The following is a 24,321-nucleotide window of genomic DNA, read 5'->3' as shown; positions in this document are numbered from 1 at the left end:
GCACACCGGACAGGCACACCCCCAATGAGCCAGAGCACCCTGACACCACCCGAACCGCAGCAGACCGACGCCGGCTCCCCCCTCGGCAACGGCCTCAAGCAGCGCCACCTCTCGATGATCGCCCTCGGCGGGGTCATCGGCGCCGGGCTCTTCGTCGGCTCGGGGGCCGGGATCGCCGCCGCCGGCCCGTCGATCGTGCTCGCCTACGCGGCCTCCGGGCTGCTCGTGATGTTCGTGATGCGGATGCTCGGCGAGATGTCCGCCGCGAACCCCGCCTCCGGCTCCTTCTCCGTGCACGCGGAGCGGGCCGTCGGTCCCTGGGCGGGGTTCACAGCGGGCTGGATGTTCTGGACCCTGCTGTGCGTGGGCGTGGCCATCGAGGCGATCGGCGCGGCGCACATCATGACCGGCTGGTTCCCGGGCACCCCCTCCTGGATGTGGGTGCTGGTCTTCATGGCCGTCTTCTGCGGGTCCAACCTGGGCGCCGTGGCGCACTTCGGCGAGTTCGAGTTCTGGTTCGCCGCCCTCAAGATCGGCGCCATCGCACTCTTCCTGGGCCTGGGCGTGCTGGCCGTCATGGGGCTGCTGCCCGGCACCTCCTCCCCCGGCGCGGCCAACCTGCTGCACGACGGCGGCTTCCTGCCCAACGGGGTGGACGGCCTGCTCGTCGGACTGCTGGCCTCGGTCGTCGCGTACGGCGGGCTGGAGACGGTGACCATCGCGGCCGCCGAGTCCGAGAACCCGGTCAAGGGCGTGGCCAGGGCCGTGAAGACCACCATGTGGCGCATCGCGATCGTCTACGTCGGCTCCATGCTGGTCATCGTCACCCTGCTGCCCTGGAACGACCCGGCAGTCACGGCGGACGGCCCCTACGCCGCCACCCTGGACCACCTGGGCATCCCCGCGGCCGGCGAGATCATGAACGTGGTCATCCTGATCGCCCTGCTGTCCGCCATGAACGCCAACATCTACGGCTCCTCGCGCATGGCCTACTCCCTCGTCTCCCGCGGCCAGGGCCCCAAGGCGCTGGGCAAGGTCACCGGCGGGGTCCCGCGCCGCGCGGTGCTCGCCTCCTCCGGCTTCGGCTTCGTCACCGTGCTGCTCTCGTACTGGTACCCGGACACCCTGTTCGCCTGGCTGCTGAACATGGTCGGCGGGGTCATCCTCGTCGTCTGGGGCTTCATCGCCGTCTCGCAGTTCGTGCTGCGCCGCCGGCTGGAGCGCGAGGCCCCCGGGAAGCTGGTCGTGAAGATGTGGGGCTTCCCCTACCTGACCTGGGTGGCGCTGGCCGGGGTGGCCGGGGTGCTGGTGCTGATGGCCCTGGGCGAGGACACCCGCGTCCAGGTCGTCTTCACCGGAGGCCTGACGGCCGCGCTCGCGGTGACCGGATACGTGATGCAGCGTCGGGGAAGCGGAACGGCGGCGGGCGCGGAGGCCTGACCCCACCTCAGTTCCGCTGCCCCGGAGGCCGGGCCCGTGCGATCGCACGGGCCCGGCCTCCGGCGTTCGGCAGGACGCGACAAGAGAGGTGACCCTTACATGCGACGGGGAATACCTACTGCTAGCGTGCAGTTGCGCATTGATTGCAATAAGCAGTTGGCACGCTGAGGGGACCGGATACACGCATGGCCATCTACACGCTTCCTGAGCTTCCTTACGACTACGCGGCGCTGGAGCCGGTGATCAACCCGCAGATCATCGAACTGCACCACGACAAGCACCACGCGGCCTACGTCGCGGGCGCCAACACCACGCTGGAACAGCTGGAGGAGGCGCGCGACAAGGAGAACTGGGGCGCGCTGAACGGCCTGGAGAAGAACCTCGCGTTCCACCTCTCCGGCCACATCCTGCACAGCATCTACTGGCACAACATGGCCAGCCCGAAGACCGGTGACGGCGGCGGCATCCCGGACGAGAAGGACGGCCTGGGCGAGCTGCCGGCCGCGATCACCGAGTCCTTCGGCTCCTTCGCCGCCTTCAAGAAGCAGCTGACCTTCGCGTCCTCCGCGACGCAGGGCTCCGGCTGGGGCGTGCTCGCGTACGAGCCCATCAGCGGCCGTCTGATCGTCGAGCAGGTCTACGACCACCAGGGCAACGTGGGCCAGGCCTCCGTGCCGATCCTGGTCTTCGACGCCTGGGAGCACGCCTTCTACCTTCAGTACAAGAACCAGAAGGTGGACTTCATCCAGGCCATGTGGAATGTCGTCAACTGGCAGGACGTGGCCAAGCGCTACGCCGACGCCAAGGCGAACACCCCGCTGCTGATCCCGGCCAAGGGCTGATCGGCACCCCGAACCCGTCCGCCTCGTGATCGTCTTCTCAGCCTTCACCGGCGGGCGTGTCCGACAGAAGGCCCCCGCGAGGACGTGACTCGCGGGGGCCTTCTGCGTACCTTCGGGTCTACTCGAAGGACGGGCCCTTGGTGCGGGTGCGCTTGATCTCGTAGAACCCCGGGGTCGAGGCGACCAGCAGGGTGCCGTCCCACAGCCGGGCGGCGGCCTCGCCGCGCGGGGCCGGGGTGACCACGGGACCGAAGAAGGCCACCTCTTCGCCCTCGGCGCCGGGCACGGAGATCACCGGGGTGCCGACCTCCTGGCCGACCCGCTCGATGCCGTCGTTGTGCGAGGCGCGCAGCACCTCGTCGTACTCGTCGGAGTCGGCGTAGGCGATCAGCTCGGCCGGCAGGCCGACCTCGTCCAGCGCGGCGGCGATGACCTCACGGGTCGCGCCCTGGTCCTCGTTGTGGATACGGGTGCCGAGGGCGGTGTAGAGCTTGCCGGTGATCTCCTCGCCGAACTTCTGCTGGGCGGCTATGACCACGCGGACCGGCGCCCAGCCCTTGGGGCCGAGCAGCTCCCGGTACCGCTCGGGCAGCTCGTCGAGCTTGTTCTCGTTGAGCACGGCCAGGCTCATCACGTGCCAGCGGACCTCGACGTCACGGACCTTCTCGACCTCCAGCATCCAGCGGGACGTCATCCAGGCCCAGGGGCAGAGCGGGTCGAACCAGAAGTCGACGGGGGTCTTCTCGCGCACCTGGGTGTCGGTCATGTCTCTCCTCAAGCCTCATGTCGGTACAGGGGGACGTCCCTGCGTCCCGTCCCCGTCGCCAACCAGGCCTCCGGCGTACGCATTCCCCCCGTGCGAGGATTCGTCAGAAGAACGCGATCACGCACGAAGGAGTGCACGTGCCCGGAGAGAATCTGTCCCGCGACGAGGCCCGCGATCGGGCCGAGCTGCTGTCCGTCGACGGGTACGAGGTGGTCCTCGACCTGAGGTCCGCGGTGGACGAGGCCGAACCGGCCGAGGGTCCCCGCACCTTCCGCTCGGTGACGACCATCCGCTTCCGGGCCGCGGCCCCGGGCTCCGCCACCTTCGCGGACCTGATCGCCCCGTCGGTGAACGCCGTCACCCTGAACGGACGCGCGCTCGACCCCGCCGAGGTCTTCGACGGCGCCCGCATCGCGCTGGACGGCCTGGCCGGCGAGAACGTCCTGGTGGTGGACGCGAACTGCGCGTACAGCCGCACCGGTGAGGGCATGCACCGCTTCGTGGACCCGGAGGACGGCGAGGTCTACCTCTACACCCAGTACGAACCGGCGGACGCCCGGCGGGTGTACGCGAACTTCGAGCAGCCCGACCTGAAGGCGCCCTACCGCTTCGAGGTGAGCGCGCCGGAGGGCTGGCAGGTGTGGAGCAACGGCGCGGAGGAGTCGCGGGAGGGTGGCGTCTGGCGGTTCGCCGAGACCCGGCCGATCTCCACCTACATCACCTGCGTCGTGGCCGGCCCCTACCACTACGTGACCGACTCCTACACCCGCGGGGACCTGACGATCCCGCTGGGCGCGATGTGCCGCAAGGGGCTGGCGAAGCACTTCGACGCGGACGACGTCTTCCTCGTCACCAAGCAGGGCTTCGACCTCTTCCACGAGATCTTCGACTACCCGTACCCCTTCGGCAAGTACGACCAGGCCTTCGTGCCGGAGTACAACCTGGGCGCGATGGAGAACCCGGGGATGGTGACCTTCCGCGAGGAGTACATCTTCCGCGGGAAGGTCACGCAGGCCTCGTACGAGCGGCGCGCGAACGTCATCCTGCACGAGATGGCGCACATGTGGTTCGGCGACCTGGTCACCATGAAGTGGTGGGACGACCTGTGGCTGAAGGAGTCCTTCGCCGACTTCATGGGGTCCTTCGGGCTGGTCGAGGCCACCCGCTTCGACCAGGCGTGGGTCACCTTCGCCAACAACCGCAAGGCCTGGGCGTACCGGGCCGACCAGCTGCCGTCCACGCACCCGATCACGGCCGACATCCGCGACCTGGAGGACGCCAAGCTGAACTTCGACGGGATCACCTACGCCAAGGGCGCCTCCGTGCTGAAGCAGCTGGTCGCCTACGTGGGCCGGGAGGCGTTCCTGGACGGCGCGCGGCGCTACTTCAAGGCCCACGCCTACGGGAACACGCGGCTGGAGGACCTGCTGTCGGTGCTCGGCGAGGTGTCCGGGCGGGACATGGCCGAGTGGTCGCGGGCGTGGCTCCAGACGGCCGGCGTGAACGTGCTGATGCCGGTGGTCACCTATGACGCGGGCGGGCGGGTGACCGAACTGTCGGTGGTCCAGGAGGGCGACGCCCTGCCCGGTCAGCCGACTCCGTCGGCGGGGCGCCCGCACCGGGTCGCGGTCGGCCTGTACCGGCTGGAGTCCGACGGCACCCTGGTCCGCTACGCGCGGGCCGGGGCGGACGTGGCGGGCGCGCGGACCGTGGTCGAGGAGCTGGCGGGCCTGGAGCGGCCCGACCTGATCCTGGTCAACGACGAGGACCTCACCTACTGCAAGATCCGCTTCGACGAGGGCTCGCTCGCCACGCTGCGGGCCCACCTGGGCGACATCACGGACCCGCTGGCCCGGGCGCTGAGCTGGTCGGCGCTGTGGAACCTGACGCGGGACGGGCTGATGCCCGCACGTGACTTCGTCTCGCTGGTCCTGGCGCACGCGGGCCGCGAGACGCACGTCGGCGTCCTGCAGATGGTGCACAGCCAGACGCTGACGGCCGTCACCCACTACGCGGCGCCGGACTGGCGCGAGCAGGGCGGCCGGGAGCTGGCGGCGGGCGCGCTGCACGAGCTGCGGCTGGCGGAGCCCGGTTCCGAGCACCAGCTGACCTGGGCCCGGTTCTTCGCCGCGAGCGCGGCCACCGAGGGCGACTTCCAGCTGCTGCTGGGGCTGCTGGAGGGGACCGCGCGGATCGACGGGCTGGAAGTGGACCAGGAGCTGCGCTGGGACTTCCTGCTGCCGCTGGCCGCCCACGGGGCGGTGGACGAGGACACGCTGCACGCCGAACTCGCGCGCGACGACACGGCCTCGGGCAAGCGGCACCAGGTGCGGTGCCTGGCGGCGCGGCCGTCGGAGGCCGTCAAGGACCAGGCCTGGGCGGCGGTGGTCGAGTCGGACAGCCTGTCGAACGCGCTGGTGGAGGCGACGATCGCGGGCATGCAGCAGTCCTCGCAGCGGGCCCTGCTGGCGCCGTACACGGAGCGCTACTTCGAGGCGGTCGAGCGGGTCTGGGAGGAGCGGTCGATCCAGATCGCGATGGACGTGGTGAAGGGGCTGTACCCGTCGCTGCAGGACTCCGAGGCCACGGTCGCGGCGACGGACGCGTGGCTCTCCTCGCACGAGGAGGCTCCGCCGGCGCTGCGCCGCCTGGTGCTGGAGGCCCGCGACGACCTGGCCAGGGCCTTGCGCGCGCAGCGCTGCGACGAGGCGGCGGCCAACTAGCCCGCGGCGCCGTTGTCGGGGGCTCCGCCCCCGAACCCCCGCGCCTCAAACGCCGGCGAGGCTGTCTTTCAGCCCCGCCGGCGTTTGGCGCGGGGTCTGGGGCGGAGCCCCAGCAGCGGCGCCGCACCCGCACAAACGACCGCGCCCCCATCGGCAGTCGAACGCCCGTACTTTAGCCCCGGCTTGTCCCGATTTGCCGACGGGCGTGTAACAGGGGTTAGCAAGGCCATGGCCTGAGGGAATCACCGCGTCATGAACCACAACGCACCCCTCCCCCTCGCCCACCTCTCCGGCAGCCGCCCCCGCGTGCTGACCCTGGCCCAGCTGCGCGAGCACGGCGTGACCGCCTCCGACGCCGCCGAGCGGCCCTGGCAGCAGATCCTGCCCGGGGTGTTCCTGCTGCACTCCGGACCGGCGACCAGCGAGGAGCGCCTGCACGCCGCGCTGCTGTACGCGGGGCGGCGCGGCGGGGGCGAGGCCATGATCACCGGGTTGGCGGCGCTCGCGCTGTACCGCTTCTCCTCCGCGCCCGCGCTGCTCGCCCTCTCGCACATCGACGTGCTGCTCCCCGGCACCCGGCGGCTGCGCTCGGCCGGGGACGTGCGGATCGTGCGCGCGCACACCCCGCCCCGGTCCCAGGAGGTGACCGGCCTGCCGGTGGCGCCCGTGGCGCGGGCCGTCGCCGACGCCGTCGCCCAGCTCTCCGACGCCGGTACCGTACGCCGCCTGCTCAGCGAGGCCGTGCGCGGCGGGCACTGCGAACCGGGCGCCGTCGTACGGGAGCTGACGGTGGCGCGGCTGCTGAACCGGCCGCACGTGGTCGATGCCGTGGAGTCCCTCCTCGCGGAGGGCCGGGCCATCGCCGAGGACCGGCTGTACCACCTCGTACGGGGCTACGAACTGCCCGAGCCGGTCTGGAACGTGGACCTGCGGCTGCCCGGCGGCCCGCACCTCGGCGGGGTGGACGCCTACTGGCCCGAGCAGGCCGTCGCCGTCGAGATCGACACCCGCGCCCCGCGCCAGGGGGAGGACGAGCAGTGGTCGGAGTGCGCCCGCAAGCGGGAGACCCTGGAGCGGCTCGGGGTCACCGTCATCCACATCACCCCGCGCAAGCTCCGAGACTGGCCCGAGCAGCAGGCCGCGGTCGTCCGGACCGCCCTGACGGCCTCCGGCGACCGCGAGCCCGCCGCCTACCTGGTGGTCCTGCCCAGGTGAGGCGAGTACTCCGGGGCACTCCAGAGCAGTCGCCCCGGGTGCACGCTCTCCACCACCGACTCCACCCGGAAGCGGGTGCGGCGGCTCCCGTCGGCCCCGAACTCCGTCCGGGCCCGGCCGCTGAGCTGGAGGACCGCCCCGCTCTCCCAGTCCGGAAAGAGCAGCCCGGCCCGCGGATCGACCGTCAGGTTCCCCAGGGTCAGGAACATGGCGTTGCCCGCATAGTCCGGCCAGGCCAGCTCCGTCGGCGAGAGCACCTCCACGAAGCCCGGCAGCCCTCCCCTGTGACTGGCGTCGGCACCGTCCGCCTCCGCCGTGGTGGCGACGAAGAAGGTGTCGGCGCCGCGAACGGCCCGCTCCTGACCCGGGGTGAGCGCATCCCCGCGCCGCACGACACCGGCTCCCTCGGCGGCCAGGTCCAGCGGCTGCCGTTTCTGCAGGTACTTCGGGCAGTTGGCGAACACCTGCTCCGCCCGCACGGCGAACCCGCGCCCGGTCACCTCAAGGGTTCCGTTCAGCCTCATCCGGCGCCGGGTGCGCGGGTCGAGCGCGATGGTGCCGACGCGGGTCCCGGCGGTGGCCAGCGCCTCCGTGAGCGGGTCGCCCGCCGGTAGTCCGCCGGCGACCGTGATCCGGTCCGGCCCGGTGGCCCGCACGAAACCGGGCGCCCCGGTGAGCAGCGAGGCCCACATCCGCCCCGTACCGTCGGCGGCGCCGACGACCAAGTGCGGCTGGAGCCCCAGGAAGGCCGCGGCGACGTCCCGGATGCCGGTGCCGATCGAGCGGCCGACGTGCTCGGCCATGTCCCGTACGCCGACCCGCTCCTGCACGGCCAGCGAGCCCCAGTGGTACGCGCCGCTCATTAGAAGAATCCGCAGGTCGGCGCCCCCGCGACGGGGGTGGGCGCACCCTCGGCGCCGGTCGGGACGGAGATCTCCAGCCGGATGCCGTCGGGGTCGTGGAAGAAGATGCCGCCGGAGACCGCGCCCTCGCCGTGGGCGACGACCCCGTCGTACGCGAACTCGACGCCGAGCTCCCGCAGCCGCGCCTCGTACTCCCGTACCTCCTCGATCGCGCCTGCGGAGAGCGCCAGGTGGTGCAGTCCGGCCGCGGCCGCGGCGTACGCGCCGTCGGCCTGCTGCCAGAGGGCGAGGACGAGCTCGCCGTCCTGTCCGAGGAGGGCGAAACGGCGCCCCTCCTCCTTGCCCTCGAGCAGCGACTGGAAGCCGAGGACGTCCCGGTAGAAGGCGAGCGAGCGGTCCAGATCGGTGACGTTCACGCCCACGTGGCCGGTGCGGAGCTTGCTGATGACGATCGTCATGGCAGTGCCTTCCCCAGAGGATTTATAACCTTCTAAATTGAGATTAGAGGTTAGAGAGATCCGCGTCAACCGGTCACGTACTCTTGAGGGGTTAGCAAGGCTGCGAGAAGGGTCCACGACATGACGGCGACGGCGGATCCACGACCCCTGACCGGGGAGCCGGTCGCCCTCGATCTGCTCAACACCCGCTGGGCCGAAGACGGCGAACCGCTGGACCTCTTCGCCGGAGCGGCCGGGCTGACCCGGATGCAAGGACTCGCGGTCTGGCTGGAGAGCACCGGCCTGGCCGGCCGCTTCCGCGCCGACGCGGCGACCCTCGTCCACCTGCTGACCGCCCGCGAGGCACTGGCCCGCGCGGTCGCGGACCCGGCCGACGAGAGCGCGCGCGCCCTGGTCGACGCCGTGCTGGAACACGGCCGCATCCGTGCCACCCTGACCGCCGAAGGGCCGGGCGAACGGACCGAGTTCGACGACCGGACCTGGGGGCCGGCGTGGACGGCCGCGCGGAACTACCTGGAGCTGCTGAGCTCCGCACCCGACCGCATCCGCAAGTGCGCGTCCGAGACGTGCGTCCTGCGCTTCTACGACGTCTCGCGCAACGGCACCCGCCGCTGGTGCTCGATGGCCGCCTGCGGAAACCGGGCAAAGGCCTCGCGCCACTACGCGCGCACGCGCGTGCGCTGAACCCGCGAAATCTGTCACACCCACCCCGGGGCGAAGCCGCGCCCCGGGGTCGATGCATGGCCGTCAAATCGATAAATCGACTCCCTGGCACCTGAGATTCGCACCGGTGTGCCCCGGTTGGCTCCCGTTGGCGGGTACGCCGCGGTGGCGAGAGTCCGCCATGACAGGTCTCGGTCAATGACAACCCTCCCCAAAGAGCTGTCCCTTGCGCAAAGCTGACCGGTCATCCGGCACCGAAATCCGGACCGTTTCTTTCACTTACCAGGGATGCTGATGACCCTCGAATCCCCCAGCTCCATACCCGGGGCCAGACGCGTCGCCCGCGTCGCGGCAGCGGCCGGTCTGGTCGCCGCCCTCGCGGCCACCGGCGCCGTGCCCGTCTTCGCCGCGACGGGCGCCGACAAGCCGGGCACCAACCCGGCCGTCAAGTCCGCGGAGCAGAAGCTCGGTTCGGCCGACGCCGAGCTGCTCCAGGAGGCCAAGGCCAAGGGTGACGCCAACGTCACCGTCATGGTCGCGACCGCCCCCGGCCAGACCAAGCAGGTGGCCGACCAGCTCGACGCCGTCCAGGGCGCCTCGGTGGGCCAGACGTACGACAACCTCGGATACGTCCGCGCCACCCTGCCCACCGCCCAGGCGGAGGCCGCCCTCAAGGCGGCCGCCAAGCTGTCCTCCGTGCACGGCATCGACCTGCGGCACGAGATCCAGCTGCCGAACCCGCGCCCCGACGCGGACCGCGAGAGCGGCACGGCCAAGAAGACCGCGGCCGAGACCTACGCGGCGCCGGACAAGAACACCCCGGCGAAGAACCCGTACAACCCGTCCTTCGAGACCGGCGCGGTGGACTTCGTCGAGCAGAACCCGCAGGCCGACGGCCGCGGCGTGACCATCGGCATCATGGACTCGGGCGTCGACCTCGGCCACCCGGCCCTGCAGACGACCACCACCGGCGAGCGCAAGATCGTCGACTGGGTCACGGCGACCGACCCGATCACGGACAGCGACGCCACCTGGCGCGCCCAGATCACCCCGGTCACCCCCTCCGGCGGCACCTTCACCGCGGGCGGCCAGAGCTGGAAGGCCCCCGAGGGCAACTTCCAGTGGAGCCGCTTCAGCGAGTCGATCACCGCCAACGGTGACATGAAGGGCGACGTCAACCGCGACGGCGACACCACCGACCGGTTCGGCCTGCTCTACGACGCCGCCGCCGGCACCGTCCGCGTCGACACCGACCAGGACGGCGACTTCACGAACAACGAGCCGATGAAGCCGTACAAGGACGGCTACCAGATCGGCTACTTCGGCACGGACAACCCGGCGACCGAGGTCGCCGAGCGCATCCCGTTCGTGATCGAGATCCGCAAGGACGTCCCGATGGACCCGCTGGGCGGTGACTGGGTCGGCAAGAAGGCCGACTTCGTCAACGTCGGCATCATCGAGTCCGAGCACGGCACGCACGTCGCCGGCATCACCGCCGCCAACAGCCTCTTCGGCGGCAAGATGAACGGCGAGGCGCCCGGCGCCAAGCTCGTCTCCTCCCGCGCCTGCTCCTGGTCCGGCGGCTGCACCAACATCGCGCTGACCGAGGGCATGATCGACCTCGTCGTCAACCGCGGCGTGGACATCGTCAACATGTCCATCGGCGGCCTCCCGGCGCTGAACGACGGCAACAACGCGCGCGCCGAGCTCTACAAGAACCTCATCGACACCTACGGCGTCCAGCTGGTCATCTCGGCCGGCAACTCGGGCCCGGGCGTCAACACCATCGGCGACCCGGCCCTCGCGGACAAGGTCATCTCCGTGGGCGCCGCGGTCTCCAAGGAGACCTGGGCCGCCAACTACGGCTCCGGCGTGGCCACGAAGTACAACATGTTCCCGTTCTCCTCGCGCGGTCCGCGTGAGGACGGCGGCTTCACGCCGACCATCACCGCCCCCGGCGCCTCGATCAACACCATCCAGACCTGGCTGCCCGGCGCACCGGTGAAGGAGGCCGGCTACCAGCTGCCGGCCGGCTACGGCATGCTCCAGGGCACCTCGATGTCCTCGCCGCAGGCGGCGGGCGCCAGCGCCCTGCTGATCTCGGCCGCGAAGCAGCAGGGCATCAAGCTGACGCCGGCCTCCCTGCGGATCGCGCTCACCAGCACCGCGAAGAAGATCGCAGACGTCCCGGCGCACGCCCAGGGTTCGGGTCTGATCGACGTCCCCGGCGCGTGGGAGTCCATCCAGCGCGACGCCAAGGCCAACGAGTTCACCGTCAAGGCCCCGGTCGACACCGCGATCGACCAGTTCCTGAAGACCCCGGGCTTCGGCACCGGCCTCTACGACCGCGAGGGCGGCCTCAAGGTCGGCCAGAAGAAGGTCTACAACGTCGTCGTCACCCGCACCACGGGCGTCAAGCACGGCACCCGGCACGACCTGAGCTGGCGCAACAGCGACGGCACCTTCAAGGTCATCGGCGGCTACGACTACGTCACCCTGCCGCTGAACAAGCCCGTCACCATCAAGGTCGAGGCCAACGCCAAGTCGGCCGGCGTCCACAGCGGCATCCTGCAGCTGGACGACGAGACCACCGAGGGCATCGACAAGCAGATCCTGACGACCGTGGTCGCGGCGGCCCCCCTGGCCACCCCGTCGTTCGCGGTGTCGGAGTCCTCCTCGGTGCAGCGCAACACCCACAAGTCGTACTTCGTGACCGTCCCGCAGGGCGCGAAGAGCCTCGAGGTCGCCCTCAGCGGTCTCGCGGCGGGCAGCCAGACCCGCTTCATCGCGATCCACCCGTACGGTACGCCGGTCGACCCGACGTCCACGGTGAACTGCTACCCGAACTACGACAACCCGGACAACACCTGCCGCCCCGACGTGCGCTCGTACCCCGAGCCGACGCCGGGCGTCTGGGAGATCGAGGTCGAGTCGCGCCGTACGTCGCCGCTGCTCGACAACCCGTACAAGCTGGACGTCTCCCTGCTCGGCGCCGCCTTCGACCCCGCGGTCAAGGTCCTGCCCGAGGTGAAGCAGGGCACCCCCGCCCCGGTCCAGTGGAGCGTCAAGAACGACGCTGCGGCCATCACCGGCGGCAAGCTCCAGGGCGGTCCGCTCGGCTCCGCGAAGGTCGCCAAGCCGACCATCGCGAACGGTGAGACCCACACCACCGAGGTCACGGTCGCCGAGGGCACCTCCCGCCTCGACGTCGCGATCGGCAAGGTGTCCGACACCGCCGCCGACCTCGACCTCGAGGTCTACAAGGACGGCGTCAAGGTCGGCTCCGCCGCCGACGGCGACTCCGAGGAGGCCGTGAGCCTGGCGAACCCGGCCGCGGGCACCTACACCGTGAAGGTGATCGGCTACGCGGTCCCGTCCGGCTCCACCACGTACGACTACCGCGACGTGTTCTTCTCGGCCGCCCTGGGCTCCGTCCAGGTCGACGAGGCCGCCGCGGTGAACCTCGCCACCGGCGCCACCGCGCAGGTCTCGGCGAACGTCCTGGTCAGCAGCGCGGCCCCCGAGGGCCGGCAGTTCTTCGGCCAGGTCCAGCTGCTCAACGCCCGCGGCACCGCCGCCGGCACCGGCAGCGTGCAGATCGAGAAGGTCCTGCCGTAACGGCGGCCGGCTGATCGAATGACGGAGGGGCGGGCGCCCGGATCGAGCGCCCGCCCCTTCGCCGTCCCCCGGGAGCCGCTCCCCCGGCGGCCGCCCCGGTCTACGGGACTACTTGCCCAGCGACCGCAGGGACTCGGCGTAGATGCCCACCGCGTGGGCGATCACGTCCAGGTTGGTGTCGAAGGCCTTCAGGTCCAGGTTCCGCAGGTCGTCGCCCGCCCCGTGGTAGTTCGGGTCGTACGGGGCCCCGGCCGTGCCCCCGTACCGCTTGGCCTGCTCGGCGCTCTTGATGCCCTCGGCGCCGGTGAAGGTGCCGCCGGCCGGGATGCCGTTCGCGATGAACGGGCCGTAGTCGGAGCGGCCGTCGAAGTCACTGCCCTCGTGCGGCTTGCCCTTCTTGTCCAGGAAGCCGTTGATCAGCGCCTCGATCTGCGCCGAGCCGGCCGGGCCCGCGCCCGCCCCGGTCCTGTCCGAGTCGTCGCCGTCGTAGACGAACTGCACCGGGTTCGGCGAGGCGATCATGTCGAAGTTCAGGTACAGGGCGATGTCCTTCCGCTGCTGCTCCGACAGCTGCGCCACGTAGTGCTCGGAGCCCAGCAGGCCCAGCTCCTCGGCCGACCACCAGGCGAAGCGGACCTTGTTGGCGGGCCCCTTGCCCTTCTTGTTCGCGCCCTCGTCCGCGAGCTTCAGCGCCACCTCCAGCAGGCCGGCCGAGCCGGAGCCGTTGTCGTTGATGCCCGGGCCCTCCGGGACCGAGTCCAGGTGCGCGCCGACCGTCACCACGCGGTCGGAACGGCCGCCCCTGGTCTCGGCGATCACGTTGCGGGTGGTCTTCTTCACGTGCTCCTGGTCCAGGTCCAGGCGTACGGTCACCTCGCCCGCGGCCGCGGCCGCGGTCAGCGCCTCGCCGTCGGCCAGCGTGATGCCGGCGCTCGGGATGAGACCCTCGGCGGGCGAGGAGAACCCGCCGCGCACCGGGGTGGTGCCGCTGTGGTTGTAGACGATGACGCCGATCGCGCCGGCCGCGGCGGCCGCGTTCTGCTTCTCCACGAAGGTGCAGGAACCGCGCTTGACCAGGGCGATCTTCCCGGTGAAGGCGCCCGCCGGGTAGTCGTCGGCCGTGCAGCCGGGGGTCTCGTCGACCCGCGCGAGGGCGAGCGGAGCGGCCAGGCCGCTGGCCGGGGTGGACTTGGTGAACGTGAAGGCGGCGGTGGCCAGCTCGCGGCCCCCGGCGCCCAGGACAGTGGTCCTCTCCGTCTTCGTGTGCGCCTCGTAGATGTCGAAGTCCTGGTACGAGACCTGGTACCCGGCCTTCTTCAGCGTGTCGTGCACGTAGGCGGCGGAGGCCTCGTGGCCGGGCGTACCGGCGGCGCGGTTGCCGCCGTTGGCGTCGGCGATCTGCTGGAACTTCGCCAGGTGGCGGTAGGCGCCGCGGGCGGTGACCTCCTCCACCAGCTCCTTGGCGAGCCTGCCCTCCCGCGGGTGGGCGGCCGCCGGAGTGGCGGTCAGCAGGACGGGTGCGGCGACGGCGGCGGCCGCGAGGGCGGCGAGCGCCGGTATGGACCGGCGGCGGTGGCGGATGGCGCGCACGGTGGATCTCCCCGAGTCGGATGTTCGTTCTGCGGTCGGCCATGTCCGGAATACGGGCCATGGCAGATCGCACGCTAACCGGCTCTGACCTGGCAAAACGGATGTTCAGGGGCTCTGCAACACGCCCGCCACGGACTCGTCACACGCGTTCACATTCAGGACGCCGTCCGTTCCTCGGACAATGGATTGGACAAGGCTCGTGGGGTCGAACGCATGATGGCTTCACGCGCGCCCGCGTCGTACGTACCAAAGGAGTCACCGTGAGGGTCGGAATCGTCGGAGCCACCGGACAGGTCGGCGGAGTCATGCGCGGCATCCTCGCCGAGCGGAAGTTCCCGGTGGACGAGCTGCGGCTGTTCGCCTCGGCCCGTTCCGCGGGCTCCACCCTCGAATGGGAGGGCCGGGAGATCACCATCGAGGACGCCTCCACGGCCGACTACTCCGGCCTGGACATCGTGCTCTTCTCCGCGGGCGGCGCCACCTCCAGGGCCCTCGCCGAGAAGGTCGCCGCGCAGGGCGCCGTAGTGATCGACAACTCCTCGGCCTGGCGCAAGGACCCCCAGGTCCCCCTCGTCGTCTCCGAGGTCAACCCGCACGCGATCAAGAACCGCCCCAAGGGCATCATCGCGAACCCGAACTGCACCACCATGGCCGCGATGCCGGTGCTGCGCCCGCTGCACGACGAGGCCGGCCTGTCCGCGCTGATCGCCACCACCTACCAGGCCGTGTCCGGCTCGGGCCTGGCCGGCGTCGCCGAGCTGCGCACCCAGGCCTGCGCGGTCTCCGAGGCCGCCGACCAGCTGACCTTCGACGGCGGCGCGGTGGACTTCCCGGAGCCGGCCGTCTACAAGCGCCCCATCGCCTACAACGTCGTCCCGCTCGCGGGCTCGATCGTCGACGACGGCTCCTTCGAGACCGACGAGGAGCAGAAGCTCCGCAACGAGTCCCGCAAGATCCTGGAGATCCCGGAGCTCAAGGTCTCGGGCACCTGCGTGCGCGTGCCGGTCTTCTCCGGCCACTCCCTCCAGATCAACGCCCGCTTCGACCGCCCGATCAGCGTCGAGCGCGCCTACGAGCTGCTCAAGGACGCCCCCGGCGTCGAGCTCTCGGAGATCCCCACCCCGCTCCAGGCCGCCGGCAAGGACGCCTCGTACGTGGGCCGCATCCGGGCCGACGAGACGGTGGACAACGGCCTCGCGCTGTTCCTGTCGAACGACAACCTGCGCAAGGGCGCGGCCCTGAACGCGGTCCAGATCGCGGAGCTGGTGGCCGAGGAGCTGCGCCAGGGCTGACCCCGCTCACGCGTACCCGATGGGGCGACACCGTGCCGGTGCCGCCCCATCGGCCGTGTTCGCCTCTGGGTTACTCCGACGACGTGACCCCGACCGCGTGGAAGGATGGGCCGGAACGTCACCATCGAAGGAGATGACCGCGTGCCAGGCACGAATCTCACCCGTGAAGAGGCTCAGCAGCGGGCGAAGCTGCTCACCGTCGACTCGTACGAGGTCGAACTCGATCTCAGCGGCGCGCAGGACGGGGGCACCTACCCGTCCGTGACCACGGTGCGCTTCCAGTCCGCCGAGGCCGATGCCGAGACCTTCATCGACCTGGTCGCCCCGGCCGTGCACGAGGTCGTCCTGAACGGCAAGGCGCTGGACGTCACCGCCGTCTTCCGGGACTCGCGGATCGCCCTGCCGCACCTGGCTGCGGGGGCCAACGAGCTCCGCGTCGTCGCGGACTGCGCGTACACCAACACCGGTGAGGGCCTGCACCGCTTCGTCGACCCGGTCGACCAGCAGGCCTACCTCTACACCCAGTTCGAGGTTCCGGACGCGCGGCGGGTCTTCGCCAGCTTCGAGCAGCCCGACCTGAAGGCCACGTTCCAGTTCACCGTGACGGCCCCCGAGGGCTGGACGGTCATCTCGAACTCCCCGACGCCCGAGCCCAAGGACCGGGTCTGGGTGTTCGAGCCGACCCCGCGCATCTCCTCGTACATCACCGCGCTGATCGTCGGCCCGTACCACGCGGTGCACAGCTCCTACGAGGGTCCGGGCGGGCAGTCCGTGCCGCTCGGCATCTACTGCCGGCCCTCGCTCGCCGAGTTCCTCGACGCGGACGCGATCTTCGAGGTCACCCGGCAGGGCTTCGACTGGTTCCAGGAGAAGTTCGCCTACGACTACCCCTTCGCCAAGTACGACCAGCTCTTCGTCCCGGAGTTCAACGCGGGCGCGATGGAGAACGCGGGCGCGGTCACCATCCGCGACCAGTACGTCTTCCGCTCGAAGGTGACGGACGCGGCGTACGAGACGCGCGCCGAGACCATCCTGCACGAGCTCGCGCACATGTGGTTCGGCGACCTGGTCACCATGGAGTGGTGGAACGACCTGTGGCTGAACGAGTCCTTCGCCACCTACACCTCGATCGCCTGCCAGGCGGACGCCGAGGGCTCGAAGTGGCCGCACGCGTGGACCACCTTCGCCAACTCGATGAAGACCTGGGCGTACCGGCAGGACCAGCTGCCGTCCACGCACCCGATCATGGCGGACATCCGTGACCTGGACGACGTCCTGGTCAACTTCGACGGCATCACGTACGCCAAGGGCGCCTCGGTGCTCAAGCAGCTCGTCGCCTACGTCGGCACGGAGGCCTTCTTCAAGGGCGTACAGGCCTACTTCAAGGCGCACGCCTTCGGGAACACGCGCCTGTCCGACCTGCTCGGCGCCCTGGAGGAGACCTCGGGCCGCGATCTGACCGCCTGGTCGAAGGCGTGGCTGGAGACGGCCGGCATCAACGTGCTGCGGCCGCAGGTCGAGACGGACGCGCAGGGCGTCATCACCGCCTTCGCGGTGCGCCAGGAGGCTCCGGCCCTGCCGGCCGGCGCCAAGGGCGAGCCGACGCTGCGGCCGCACCGCATCGCGGTCGGCCTGTACGAGCTCCAGGACGGCGCCCTCGTACGGACGGACCGGATCGAGCTGGACATCGACGGCGAGCTGACGGCCGTACCGGAACTCGTGGGCCGGGTCCGCCCGGCCGTCGTGCTGCTCAACGACGACGACCTGTCGTACGCGAAGGTCCGCCTCGACGAGGAGTCCCTGGCCACGGTCACCGCGCACCTCGGCGACTTCACCGAGTCGCTGCCGCGGGCGCTGTGCTGGGCCTCGGCCTGGGACATGACGCGCGACGCCGAGCTCGCCACCCGCGACTACCTCGCGCTGGTCCTCTCGGGCATCGGCAAGGAGTCCGACATCGGCGTCGTCCAGTCGCTCCAGCGGCAGGTGAAGCTCGCCATCGAGCTGTACGCCGACCCGGCGTGGCGCGAGGAGGGCCTGGCGATCTGGACCGAGGCCTCGCTGGAGCACCTGCGGGCGGCCGAGCCGGCCGGCGACCACCAGCTGGCGTGGGCCCGTGCCTTCGCGGCCACCGCCCGCACCGAGGAGCAGCTGGCGTACCTGTCGGCGCTGCTGGACGGCACCGCGGAGGTCGAGGGCCTGGCCGTCGACACCGAGCTGCGCTGGGCGTTCCTGGAGCAGCTCGCCGCCACGGGTGTCGCCGACGAGGCGGCCATCGCGGCGGAGCTGGAGCGGGACGCCACGGCGGCCGGTGAGCGCCACGCGGCGACGGCGACGGCCGCGCGCCCGACGGCGGAGGCCAAGGCCGCGGCCTGGGCCTCGGTGGTGGACTCCGCCGACCTGCCGAACGCGGTGCAGGAGGCGGTGATCGGGGGCTTCGTCCAGACCGGTCAGCGTGAGCTGCTGGCCCCGTACACCGCGAAGTACTTCGAGGCGGTCAAGGGCGTCTGGGAGACCCGCAGCCACGAGATCGCCCAGCAGATCGCGGTGGGTCTGTACCCCTCGCTCCAGGTCTCGCCGGAGACGCTGGCCGCGACGGACGCCTGGCTGGCCTCGGCCGAGCCGAACGCGGCGCTGCGCCGGCTGGTCCTGGAGTCCCGCTCGGGCGTCGAGCGCGCGCTGAAGGCCCAGGCGGCCGACATCGCTGCCGCTCGGGGCTGACGGGCCCGCGCCGGTTTCCTGGGGCTCCGCCCCAGACCCCGCGCCTCAAACGCCGGCGAGGCTGTCTTTCAGCCCGTCCGGCGTTTGAGGACCGGGGGTCCGGGGGCGGAGCCCTCGGCAGCACCGGGCCCCCGGCTAGCGGTCGGCGGCGACGGCTCGCAGGGCGGCCAGGGCGTGCGCCAGCGCGGGCGCGGACTCCGCGCCCCGGCGGACCGCGGCGATGACGTGCCGGGTGGGGCGGTCGTGGGTGAGGACCCGGACCGCCACGCCCGAGGCGCGGCTCGACACCATCCGGGGGACCAGGGCCACGCCCATGCCCGCCTCGACCATGGCCAGGATCGCGGTCCAGCCGGAGGCCGAGTGCGCCTGTTCCGGTACGAAGCCCGCCGCCTCGCAGGCGCCCCGGGCGATCTCCGACCAGGGGCCGCTGCCCCCGTAGATCCACGGGTCCCCGGAGAGGTCCGCGAGGCGCAGGCCGCGCGCGTGGGCCCGTGGGTGGCCCGGCGGGAGCGCCACGTCCAGCGGGTCCTCCAGCAGGGTGATCCGGGTGAAGCGGGGGTCCCGCGCGGTCGGCGCGTGGGCCGCGAGTGACAGGGCGAGGTCGACGGCCCCGGCGGACAGCAGCTCGTAGGACTCGGCGGCCTCCGTCTCGCGGACCCGGACCTCCACCCGGGGGTGGCTGCGGCGCAGTGCGGCCACCGCCGGGACCACGAGCGCCGGTACGGCGGTGGAGAAGGCCCCGATCCGCACCTCGCCCGCTTCCCCGGCGAGGTATCCGGCCAGTTCCGCGTCGGCCCGCTCCAGCTGTGCGAACACCGCCTCCGCGTGCCGCAGGACCAGGTGCGCCGCGTCGGTGAGGCGGACGCGGCGGCCCTGTGCCTCCAGCAGCGTCACGCCGAGCTGCCGCGCGAGGTTCGTCAGCTGCTGCGAAACGGCCGAGGGCGTCATGTGCAGCGCCTCGGCCGTCGCGGTCACGGTGCCCTGTTCGGCGAGGGCCCGCAGGATCCGCAGCTTCTTGATGTCCCACTCGGTCATGGGCCCGAACCTACCGCCGGACACTGGCCGGCCTGACCGGCACGGCACTCCCCAGCCCGACCCCTCCGAGGATCAGCGCCATGCACAGCAGCTGCGCCGGGCCGGTCCGCTCGCCGAGGAACAGGAGGCCGAGGCCTGCCACGCAGACCGGCTGGAGGTAGTAGACGACTCCGGCGCGGGCCGCCCCGATGACCGAGACCGCCTTGTTCCAGGCGAAGAAGGCGACGGCCGAGGAGAACACCCCGACGTAGAGCAGGGGTCCGGCCGTCGTGGCGGAGACCTCGAAGCCGCCCTGGACGGCGACGGAGACGGCGTAGGCGGGGGCCAGCATCAGCGCGCCGAGCACGAAGGTGGTGATCAGGAAGGCCAGTCCGCCGATCTCGGCGGGCTTGCGCTTGAGCAGCGCGCTGTACGTGGCGAAGGAGAGGGCGGCGCCGAACATCCACAGGTCGCCGGCGCCGAAGTCGAAGCCGAGGGAGCCGTCCCCGACCAGCAGCAGCACGCCGAGGGCGGCGAGCAGCAGTCCGAAGGTGCGCCGGGCGCCGAGGCGTTCCCCGCCGAGGCGGGCGTAGAGCGCCATGACGACCGGTGAGGCGGCCATGATCATGCCCATGTTGGAGGCGGAGGTGGTCAAGCCGGCCTGGTGCACGAGGGTGTTGTAGAGGGTGACGCCGAAGAGCGTGGCGAGGGCGATGTAGCCGAGGTGCTCGCGGATCAGGGCCCGCTGCTGCCAGGCCTGGCGGGCGGCGAAGGGGGCGACCGCGAGGGTGGCAATGATCCAGCGCCAGAAGACGGCCTGGACGGGCGGGACGTGGTCGGCCATGCCCCGGGTGGCGACGAAGCTGCCGGACCACACGACCGTCGCGAGCAGGGCGAGGAGTACGCCGAGTCCGGCGGCCCCCTTCTTGCCCGTGGCTGTGGTGCTGCCGTGCGAAACGGTGCGGACGCGGTCCATGACGGCCACTGTGTGTCTCCCCCTGGGGTTCTGGTCTGTCGGTGACCGGTCTACCGTCGCACCCGCTCATCACTCAGGTCCATCGAAATGTTTCGATCGTTCTTTTCAGTAGAACTGAACGGTTGGGCGGCTTTGGCGACGAACAGCTGACCCGCGACGGTGGCGCCGAAGGCGATCGCCATGCCCACCAGCTGCACGGGGGACAGCGCCTGCCCGAGGGCCGCCCAGCCGATGACGGCGGCGGTGAGCGGGGAGAGCGGTCCGAGCAGGGTGACCGAGGTGGCGGTGAGCTGCCCGATGCCGCGGAACCAGAGCCAGTACGCGATCCCGGTGTTGATCAGCATCATGTAGCCGTAGCCGAGGAAGGCCTTGCCATCGAGGGCGGGCGGCGCCCCCTCGACCAGGGCGGCGATCGGGATGATGACCAGCCCGCCCGCGGTGAGCTGCCACCCGGTCACGGCCAGCGGCCCGACGCCCTCCGGGCGGCCCCAGCGCTTGGCCATGACCGTGCCCGCCCCCATGGAGGCGGAGGAGACCACGCCCGCGATGACGCCGACCAGGTCGAGCCGGGCTTCGGCGGTGAGGACCACCATGCTCACGCCGAACGCCCCGACGACGGCGGCGAGCACGGTGCGCAGGCTCGCCCGCTCCCCCAGGAGCAGGGCGGCGAGCCCGACGACGAACAGTGGTCCGGCGGCGCCGAGCACGGCCGCGACACCGCCGGGGAGCCGGTAGGCGGAGAGGAACAGCAGGGGGAAGAAGGCCCCGATGTTGAGCGTGCCGAGGACGGCGGACTTCCACCACCAGGCGCCCTTGGGCAGCGTGCGGGAGAGGGCCACGAGCAGCAGCCCGGCGGGGAGGGCGCGCATCGCCCCGGTGAACAGCGGCCGGTCGGGCGGCAGCAGTTCGGTGGCGACGGCGTAGGTCGAGCCCCAGGAGACGGGCGCGAGGGCCGTCAGGGCGACGGTGGTGAAGCGCTTCATGGATTCCCCCAAAGTAGATCGCTCGCAAGTAGCTTAGCTCTAAGCTACTTAACATCAAGCAGCTTTCTTGCGAACGATCGAAGGGGAACCGGATACTTCAGCCATGAGCGACGCCGCCACCCCCCAGGCACCCCCGAAGAGCACCCCGGCCGCGGCCGACGCCGTCGACGCGATCATCGGCCAGTGGTACGCGGTGCGCCCCGAACTGGAAACCGCGCCCATGGCCGTCTTCGGACGGATCTTCCGGATCGGCCGGGCCGTGGGCGACGCCATGGAAGAGGCGTACGGGCGCTACGGCATCTCGCGCGGGGAGTTCGACGTGGTCGGAACGCTGCGCCGCTCCGGCGCCCCGTACACGCTCTCGCCCCGCCAGCTGTCGGCCACGCTGATGCTCACCACGGGCGGCATGACGGGGCGTCTGGACAAGCTGGAGAAGGCCGGCCTGCTGTGCCGCAAGCCCGATCCGCACGACCGGCGGGGGCTCCAGGTGACGATCACCGACCGCGGCCTCGCGCTCGTCGACGAGGCCGTCACCGCCGGGCTGGAGGTGCAGCGCGCCGCCCTCACCGGGCTGGGCGACGAGGAGGTCGAGATCCTGTCCGGCCTGCTCCGCAAGCTACTGGCCGGGTCCGAGGGCGCGACGGGGCCCTGACGGGCCAGGACGAGGACGCAACAAGGCGCCGAGGGTCGCCACACGGCCGGATCGATCGGCGGTGCGGACCCCCGGCGCCCCGGAAGTCTGCGGTGCTGACCCGGAGGTCAGACCGGTCAGGCCGGTCAGGCCTGGTTCTGCTGCTTGTGCGACTTGTCGCCCACCATCACGAGGCCCGCGATGACCAGGAACAGCACGATCGGCAGGGCCACGTACAGGCCGAGCGTCTCGCCGATGCTCAGGCCCGGACCCGGGTCGTCGCCGTCGTCACGGGTCAGCGCGAGGGCGGGAGACGTCATCAGCAGCATCATCAGCGTCGTTCCGGCCGTAACGGCGCCGGCGCGCAGAGCGTTCTTCTTGTCCACGGTGCAAACGTAGCGAACACCTAAACGCAGCGCGCGCCCGGGGGTGCCGTACGGGGCCGCGCTCCGGCGCGCACCGCCCTCAGCAGGGCGTTCGCCCGGGGCGAGGCGGTCAGCGCCTCCAGGGTCAGCGGCCGTCCGCCCTCGTCGGCGACCGGCATCCGCCAATTGGGGTACTGGTCCCAGGTGCCCGGAAGGTTCTGCGGCCGCCGGTCCCCCACCGTGTCCGGCAGCCACACGCCGACCAGCCGGGCCGGGGTGCGCAGCAGGAACCCGTACAGGGCCAGAACGGCGGCCTCCTCGCCCTTGGCCTCCAGTCCGAGCCCCTCCAGCACCTCCAGCCACTCCGCGGTGTCGGCGGCGTCCTCCGCCCGCTCCAGCTCCACGGGGCGCGTCAGCAGGCCGAGCCCGTCCCGGAGTTCGACGTGGGACCCGGCCAGCTTGGCGGCCGTGGGCGGCAGGTCGTGGGTGGTCGTGGTGGCCAGGCAGTCGGCCCGCCAGTCCTGCGGTGCGAGCGGCTTCCCGCCGCCGGCCCAGTCCCGCTCGAACCAGAGCACCGAGGTGCCGAGGATCCCGCGCCGGGCCAGCGCCTGCCGGACCCCCGGCTCCACCGTCCCGAGGTCCTCGCCGATGACCAGCGCCCCGGCCCGGTGGGCCTCCAGCACCAGGACCGCCAGCATCGCCTCGCCGTCGTAGCCGACGTACGTGCCCTCCGCGGGCGGGGTGCCCTCCGGGATCCACCAGAGCCGGAACAGGCCCATGACGTGGTCGATGCGCAGGGCGCCCGCGTACCGGAACACCCCGCGCAGCAGGGCCTGGAACGGGGCGTACCCGGTGTCGGCCAGCCGGTCCGGGCGCCACGGGGGCAGTCCCCAGTCCTGGCCGCGGGCGTTGAAGGCGTCGGGCGGGGCGCCCACGGAGACGTGCCGGGCGTGGAAGGGGCCCGTGAGGGCGTCCGAGCCGTCGGGGTGCACCCCGACGGCCAGGTCGTGCACGATGCCCACGGCCATCCCGGCCTCCCGGGCGGCCCGCTGGGCGGCAGCGAGCTGGGTGTCCGTCAGCCAGACCAGCCAGCGGTGGAAGTCGCCGTGCTCCCGGGGTTCCTGCCCGGCCGCGGAGGCGCACCAGGCGGCGTGCCGGTCCAGGGCCGGGCCCTGCTCCGCACGGAACCGCGCGTAGGCGGCGGCGCGTTCCGGGGTGCGCGGGACGGCGTACAGCAGTTCCAGGGCCTGCCGCTTGAGGTCCCAGACGGCGTCCCGGTCGATCAGCGCGCCCTCCTCCAGCACCCGGTGGCGCAGTACGCCGCCCTGTCCGGCGAGGGCGGCGAGGGCCTCCCGGTCGGGGCAGTCGGCGTACTCCGGGACGTCCTCGATCCGCAGGTGCACCGGGTCGGGGAAGCGGCGCGAGGAGGGGCGGTACGGGGAGGGGTCGGTCGGCGTCCCCGGCACGGCCGCGTGCAGCGGGTTGACCTGGATGAAGCCGGCTCCGTGGGTCCGGCCGGCCCAGCGGGCGAGCGAGGCGAGGTCCCCGAGGTCGCCCATGCCCCAGGAGTGCTCCGAGAGGAGCGAGTAGAGCTGGACGAGCAACCCGTGGGCCCGTTCGGGCGCCGCCGGGGCCCGGTCGGGGGCGGCCACGAGGGCGGCCGCGGCGGTGCGGCCGTCCGGGAGGGTGGCGGTGATCCGGTGGACGCCCAGCGGCAGCCCCTGGGGCAGCGGCCCGGCCGGGCCGGTCACCCATTCGGCGGGCTCCTGCGGCGCACCCTCCGGCTCCAGGCGGATCCGGGTGCCGGGCGGCAGCGCGGCCAGCGCGGGAGGCGGCGGTCCGCCCTCCCAGTGCACCAGGACGGGCGGCAGCAGCCGGGCCGCCGCCTCCTGTTCGGCGGCTTCCCGGCGCACCCGCACGTCCTCGGGGGTGTCGACGACCACGCCGAGCAGTCCGAGCACGGCGGTGACCGTGGCCCGCGGCACCTGGACGGTGACGTCCTTCGCGGGCTGGTAGGCGGTGGCGATGCCGTGCAGGGCCGCGAGCCGGTCCAGGTCGTCCATGTGCGGGCACTCCTCCGTGCGTGAGGGTGGGGTCCGTGCGTGAGGGTGGGTCAGGAAGTGGTGCGCGCGGGGTGCGCGTACGGGGGGACACCGCCGGGCGG

The 24,321-nt window shown here is 71.8% G+C and carries 18 protein-coding genes; 9 read left to right on the top strand and 9 right to left on the bottom strand.

Features of this window, described 5'->3' with window-relative positions:
- Positions 1-24 precede the first annotated feature (24 nt).
- On the top strand, positions 25-1,440 hold the full coding sequence (locus OG447_RS13135; RefSeq protein ID WP_266936670.1) for an amino acid permease: 1,416 nt from the start codon (positions 25-27) through the stop codon (positions 1,438-1,440).
- A 185-nt stretch (positions 1,441-1,625) separates the two neighbouring features.
- Positions 1,626-2,282 (top strand): superoxide dismutase, encoded by a 657-nt coding sequence (locus tag OG447_RS13130; protein WP_266936669.1) that lies wholly within the window; start codon positions 1,626-1,628, stop codon positions 2,280-2,282.
- 118 nt (positions 2,283-2,400) lie between these two features.
- On the opposite strand, the gene OG447_RS13125 is transcribed toward OG447_RS13130, so the two are convergent.
- Positions 2,401-3,048 carry a DsbA family protein gene (locus tag OG447_RS13125; protein ID WP_266936668.1) on the bottom strand — a complete coding sequence of 216 codons (648 nt, stop codon included), beginning with the start codon at positions 3,046-3,048 and terminating at the stop codon, positions 2,401-2,403.
- A gap of 137 nt (positions 3,049-3,185) precedes the next feature.
- On the opposite strand from OG447_RS13125, the gene pepN (OG447_RS13120) reads away from it, so the two are divergent.
- A complete protein-coding gene (gene pepN / locus OG447_RS13120; RefSeq protein ID WP_266936667.1) occupies positions 3,186-5,771 on the top strand; it encodes an aminopeptidase N in 2,586 nt (861 codons plus the stop codon).
- A gap of 252 nt (positions 5,772-6,023) precedes the next feature.
- Positions 6,024-6,986 (top strand): hypothetical protein, encoded by a 963-nt coding sequence (locus OG447_RS13115; protein WP_266936666.1) that lies wholly within the window; start codon positions 6,024-6,026, stop codon positions 6,984-6,986.
- On the opposite strand, the gene OG447_RS13110 is transcribed toward OG447_RS13115, so the two are convergent.
- Positions 6,962-7,849: a pyridoxamine 5'-phosphate oxidase family protein gene (locus OG447_RS13110; protein WP_266936665.1), complete on the bottom strand. Its 888-nt coding sequence runs from the start codon at positions 7,847-7,849 to the stop codon at positions 6,962-6,964. The genes OG447_RS13115 and OG447_RS13110 overlap by 25 nt on opposite strands.
- Positions 7,849-8,307 (bottom strand): VOC family protein, encoded by a 459-nt coding sequence (locus tag OG447_RS13105; RefSeq protein ID WP_266936664.1) that lies wholly within the window; start codon positions 8,305-8,307, stop codon positions 7,849-7,851. Before OG447_RS13105 ends, OG447_RS13110 begins: the two co-directional genes overlap by 1 nt.
- A 120-nt stretch (positions 8,308-8,427) precedes the next feature.
- Here OG447_RS13105 and OG447_RS13100 point away from each other — a divergent pair, with 120 nt between their 5' ends.
- Together OG447_RS13100 and OG447_RS13095 are read left to right on the top strand one after the other, a co-directional pair.
- Positions 8,428-8,991 (top strand): CGNR zinc finger domain-containing protein, encoded by a 564-nt coding sequence (locus tag OG447_RS13100; protein ID WP_266936663.1) that lies wholly within the window; start codon positions 8,428-8,430, stop codon positions 8,989-8,991.
- A 273-nt stretch (positions 8,992-9,264) separates the two neighbouring features.
- Entirely contained in the window at positions 9,265-12,588 is a 3,324-nt protein-coding gene (locus OG447_RS13095) for a S8 family serine peptidase (protein ID WP_266936662.1), read from the top strand.
- A 108-nt stretch (positions 12,589-12,696) separates the two neighbouring features.
- Here OG447_RS13095 and OG447_RS13090 read toward each other — a convergent pair whose 3' ends face one another.
- The gene (locus tag OG447_RS13090) at positions 12,697-14,178 is read right to left on the bottom strand and encodes a M28 family metallopeptidase (protein WP_266936661.1); all 1,482 of its coding nucleotides are present in this window, start codon (positions 14,176-14,178) and stop codon (positions 12,697-12,699) included.
- Positions 14,179-14,438: 260 nt separating this feature from the next.
- Here OG447_RS13090 and OG447_RS13085 point away from each other — a divergent pair, with 260 nt between their 5' ends.
- Both OG447_RS13085 and pepN (OG447_RS13080) read left to right on the top strand, forming a co-directional pair.
- Positions 14,439-15,470 carry an aspartate-semialdehyde dehydrogenase gene (locus OG447_RS13085; protein ID WP_266936660.1) on the top strand — a complete coding sequence of 344 codons (1,032 nt, stop codon included), beginning with the start codon at positions 14,439-14,441 and terminating at the stop codon, positions 15,468-15,470.
- A 141-nt stretch (positions 15,471-15,611) separates the two neighbouring features.
- The gene (pepN, locus tag OG447_RS13080; protein ID WP_266936659.1) at positions 15,612-18,188 is read left to right on the top strand and encodes an aminopeptidase N; all 2,577 of its coding nucleotides are present in this window, start codon (positions 15,612-15,614) and stop codon (positions 18,186-18,188) included.
- Between the two features lie 135 nt (positions 18,189-18,323).
- Here the strand turns inward: pepN (OG447_RS13080) and OG447_RS13075 are convergent, their stop codons facing one another.
- From OG447_RS13075 to OG447_RS13065, 3 genes are read right to left on the bottom strand one after another with little or no spacing between them, the layout of a single operon-like run.
- Entirely contained in the window at positions 18,324-19,223 is a 900-nt protein-coding gene (locus OG447_RS13075; RefSeq protein WP_266936658.1) for a LysR family transcriptional regulator, read from the bottom strand.
- A gap of 10 nt (positions 19,224-19,233) precedes the next feature.
- Complete coding sequence (locus OG447_RS13070; RefSeq protein WP_266936657.1) at positions 19,234-20,178, bottom strand: DMT family transporter; 945 nt, start codon at positions 20,176-20,178, stop codon at positions 19,234-19,236.
- A 50-nt stretch (positions 20,179-20,228) separates the two neighbouring features.
- Complete coding sequence (locus OG447_RS13065) at positions 20,229-21,161, bottom strand: EamA family transporter (RefSeq protein WP_266936656.1); 933 nt, start codon at positions 21,159-21,161, stop codon at positions 20,229-20,231.
- Between the two features lie 103 nt (positions 21,162-21,264).
- On the opposite strand from OG447_RS13065, the gene OG447_RS13060 reads away from it, so the two are divergent.
- On the top strand, positions 21,265-21,813 hold the full coding sequence (locus OG447_RS13060; protein ID WP_266936655.1) for a MarR family winged helix-turn-helix transcriptional regulator: 549 nt from the start codon (positions 21,265-21,267) through the stop codon (positions 21,811-21,813).
- Positions 21,814-21,938: 125 nt separating this feature from the next.
- Here OG447_RS13060 and OG447_RS13055 read toward each other — a convergent pair whose 3' ends face one another.
- Both OG447_RS13055 and OG447_RS13050 read right to left on the bottom strand, forming a co-directional pair.
- On the bottom strand, positions 21,939-22,178 hold the full coding sequence (locus tag OG447_RS13055; protein WP_266936654.1) for a hypothetical protein: 240 nt from the start codon (positions 22,176-22,178) through the stop codon (positions 21,939-21,941).
- Positions 22,179-22,198: 20 nt separating this feature from the next.
- A complete protein-coding gene (locus OG447_RS13050; protein WP_266936653.1) occupies positions 22,199-24,220 on the bottom strand; it encodes a 4-alpha-glucanotransferase in 2,022 nt (673 codons plus the stop codon).
- Positions 24,221-24,321: the final 101 nt, after the last annotated feature.

This window comes from Streptomyces sp. NBC_01408, from assembly GCF_026340255.1.
GTDB lineage: Bacteria > Actinomycetota > Actinomycetes > Streptomycetales > Streptomycetaceae > Streptomyces.
This window is presented reverse-complemented; position numbering and strand designations above follow the sequence as displayed.

Excerpts from the sequence above, each read along its gene's own strand:
- OG447_RS13135 (WP_266936670.1), top strand. The coding sequence starts at position 25 with ATGAGCCAGAGCACCCTGACACCACCCGAACCGCAGCAGACCGACGCC.
- OG447_RS13130 (WP_266936669.1), top strand. The coding sequence starts at position 1,626 with ATGGCCATCTACACGCTTCCTGAGCTTCCTTACGACTACGCGGCGCTG.
- OG447_RS13125 (WP_266936668.1), bottom strand. The coding sequence starts at position 3,048 with ATGACCGACACCCAGGTGCGCGAGAAGACCCCCGTCGACTTCTGGTTC.
- OG447_RS13115 (WP_266936666.1), top strand. The coding sequence starts at position 6,024 with ATGAACCACAACGCACCCCTCCCCCTCGCCCACCTCTCCGGCAGCCGC.
- OG447_RS13110 (WP_266936665.1), bottom strand. The coding sequence starts at position 7,849 with ATGAGCGGCGCGTACCACTGGGGCTCGCTGGCCGTGCAGGAGCGGGTC.
- OG447_RS13105 (WP_266936664.1), bottom strand. The coding sequence starts at position 8,307 with ATGACGATCGTCATCAGCAAGCTCCGCACCGGCCACGTGGGCGTGAAC.
- OG447_RS13100 (WP_266936663.1), top strand. The coding sequence starts at position 8,428 with ATGACGGCGACGGCGGATCCACGACCCCTGACCGGGGAGCCGGTCGCC.
- OG447_RS13095 (WP_266936662.1), top strand. The coding sequence starts at position 9,265 with ATGACCCTCGAATCCCCCAGCTCCATACCCGGGGCCAGACGCGTCGCC.
- OG447_RS13075 (WP_266936658.1), bottom strand. The coding sequence starts at position 19,223 with ATGACCGAGTGGGACATCAAGAAGCTGCGGATCCTGCGGGCCCTCGCC.
- OG447_RS13070 (WP_266936657.1), bottom strand. The coding sequence starts at position 20,178 with ATGGACCGCGTCCGCACCGTTTCGCACGGCAGCACCACAGCCACGGGC.
- OG447_RS13065 (WP_266936656.1), bottom strand. The coding sequence starts at position 21,161 with ATGAAGCGCTTCACCACCGTCGCCCTGACGGCCCTCGCGCCCGTCTCC.
- OG447_RS13060 (WP_266936655.1), top strand. The coding sequence starts at position 21,265 with ATGAGCGACGCCGCCACCCCCCAGGCACCCCCGAAGAGCACCCCGGCC.
- OG447_RS13050 (WP_266936653.1), bottom strand. The coding sequence starts at position 24,220 with ATGGACGACCTGGACCGGCTCGCGGCCCTGCACGGCATCGCCACCGCC.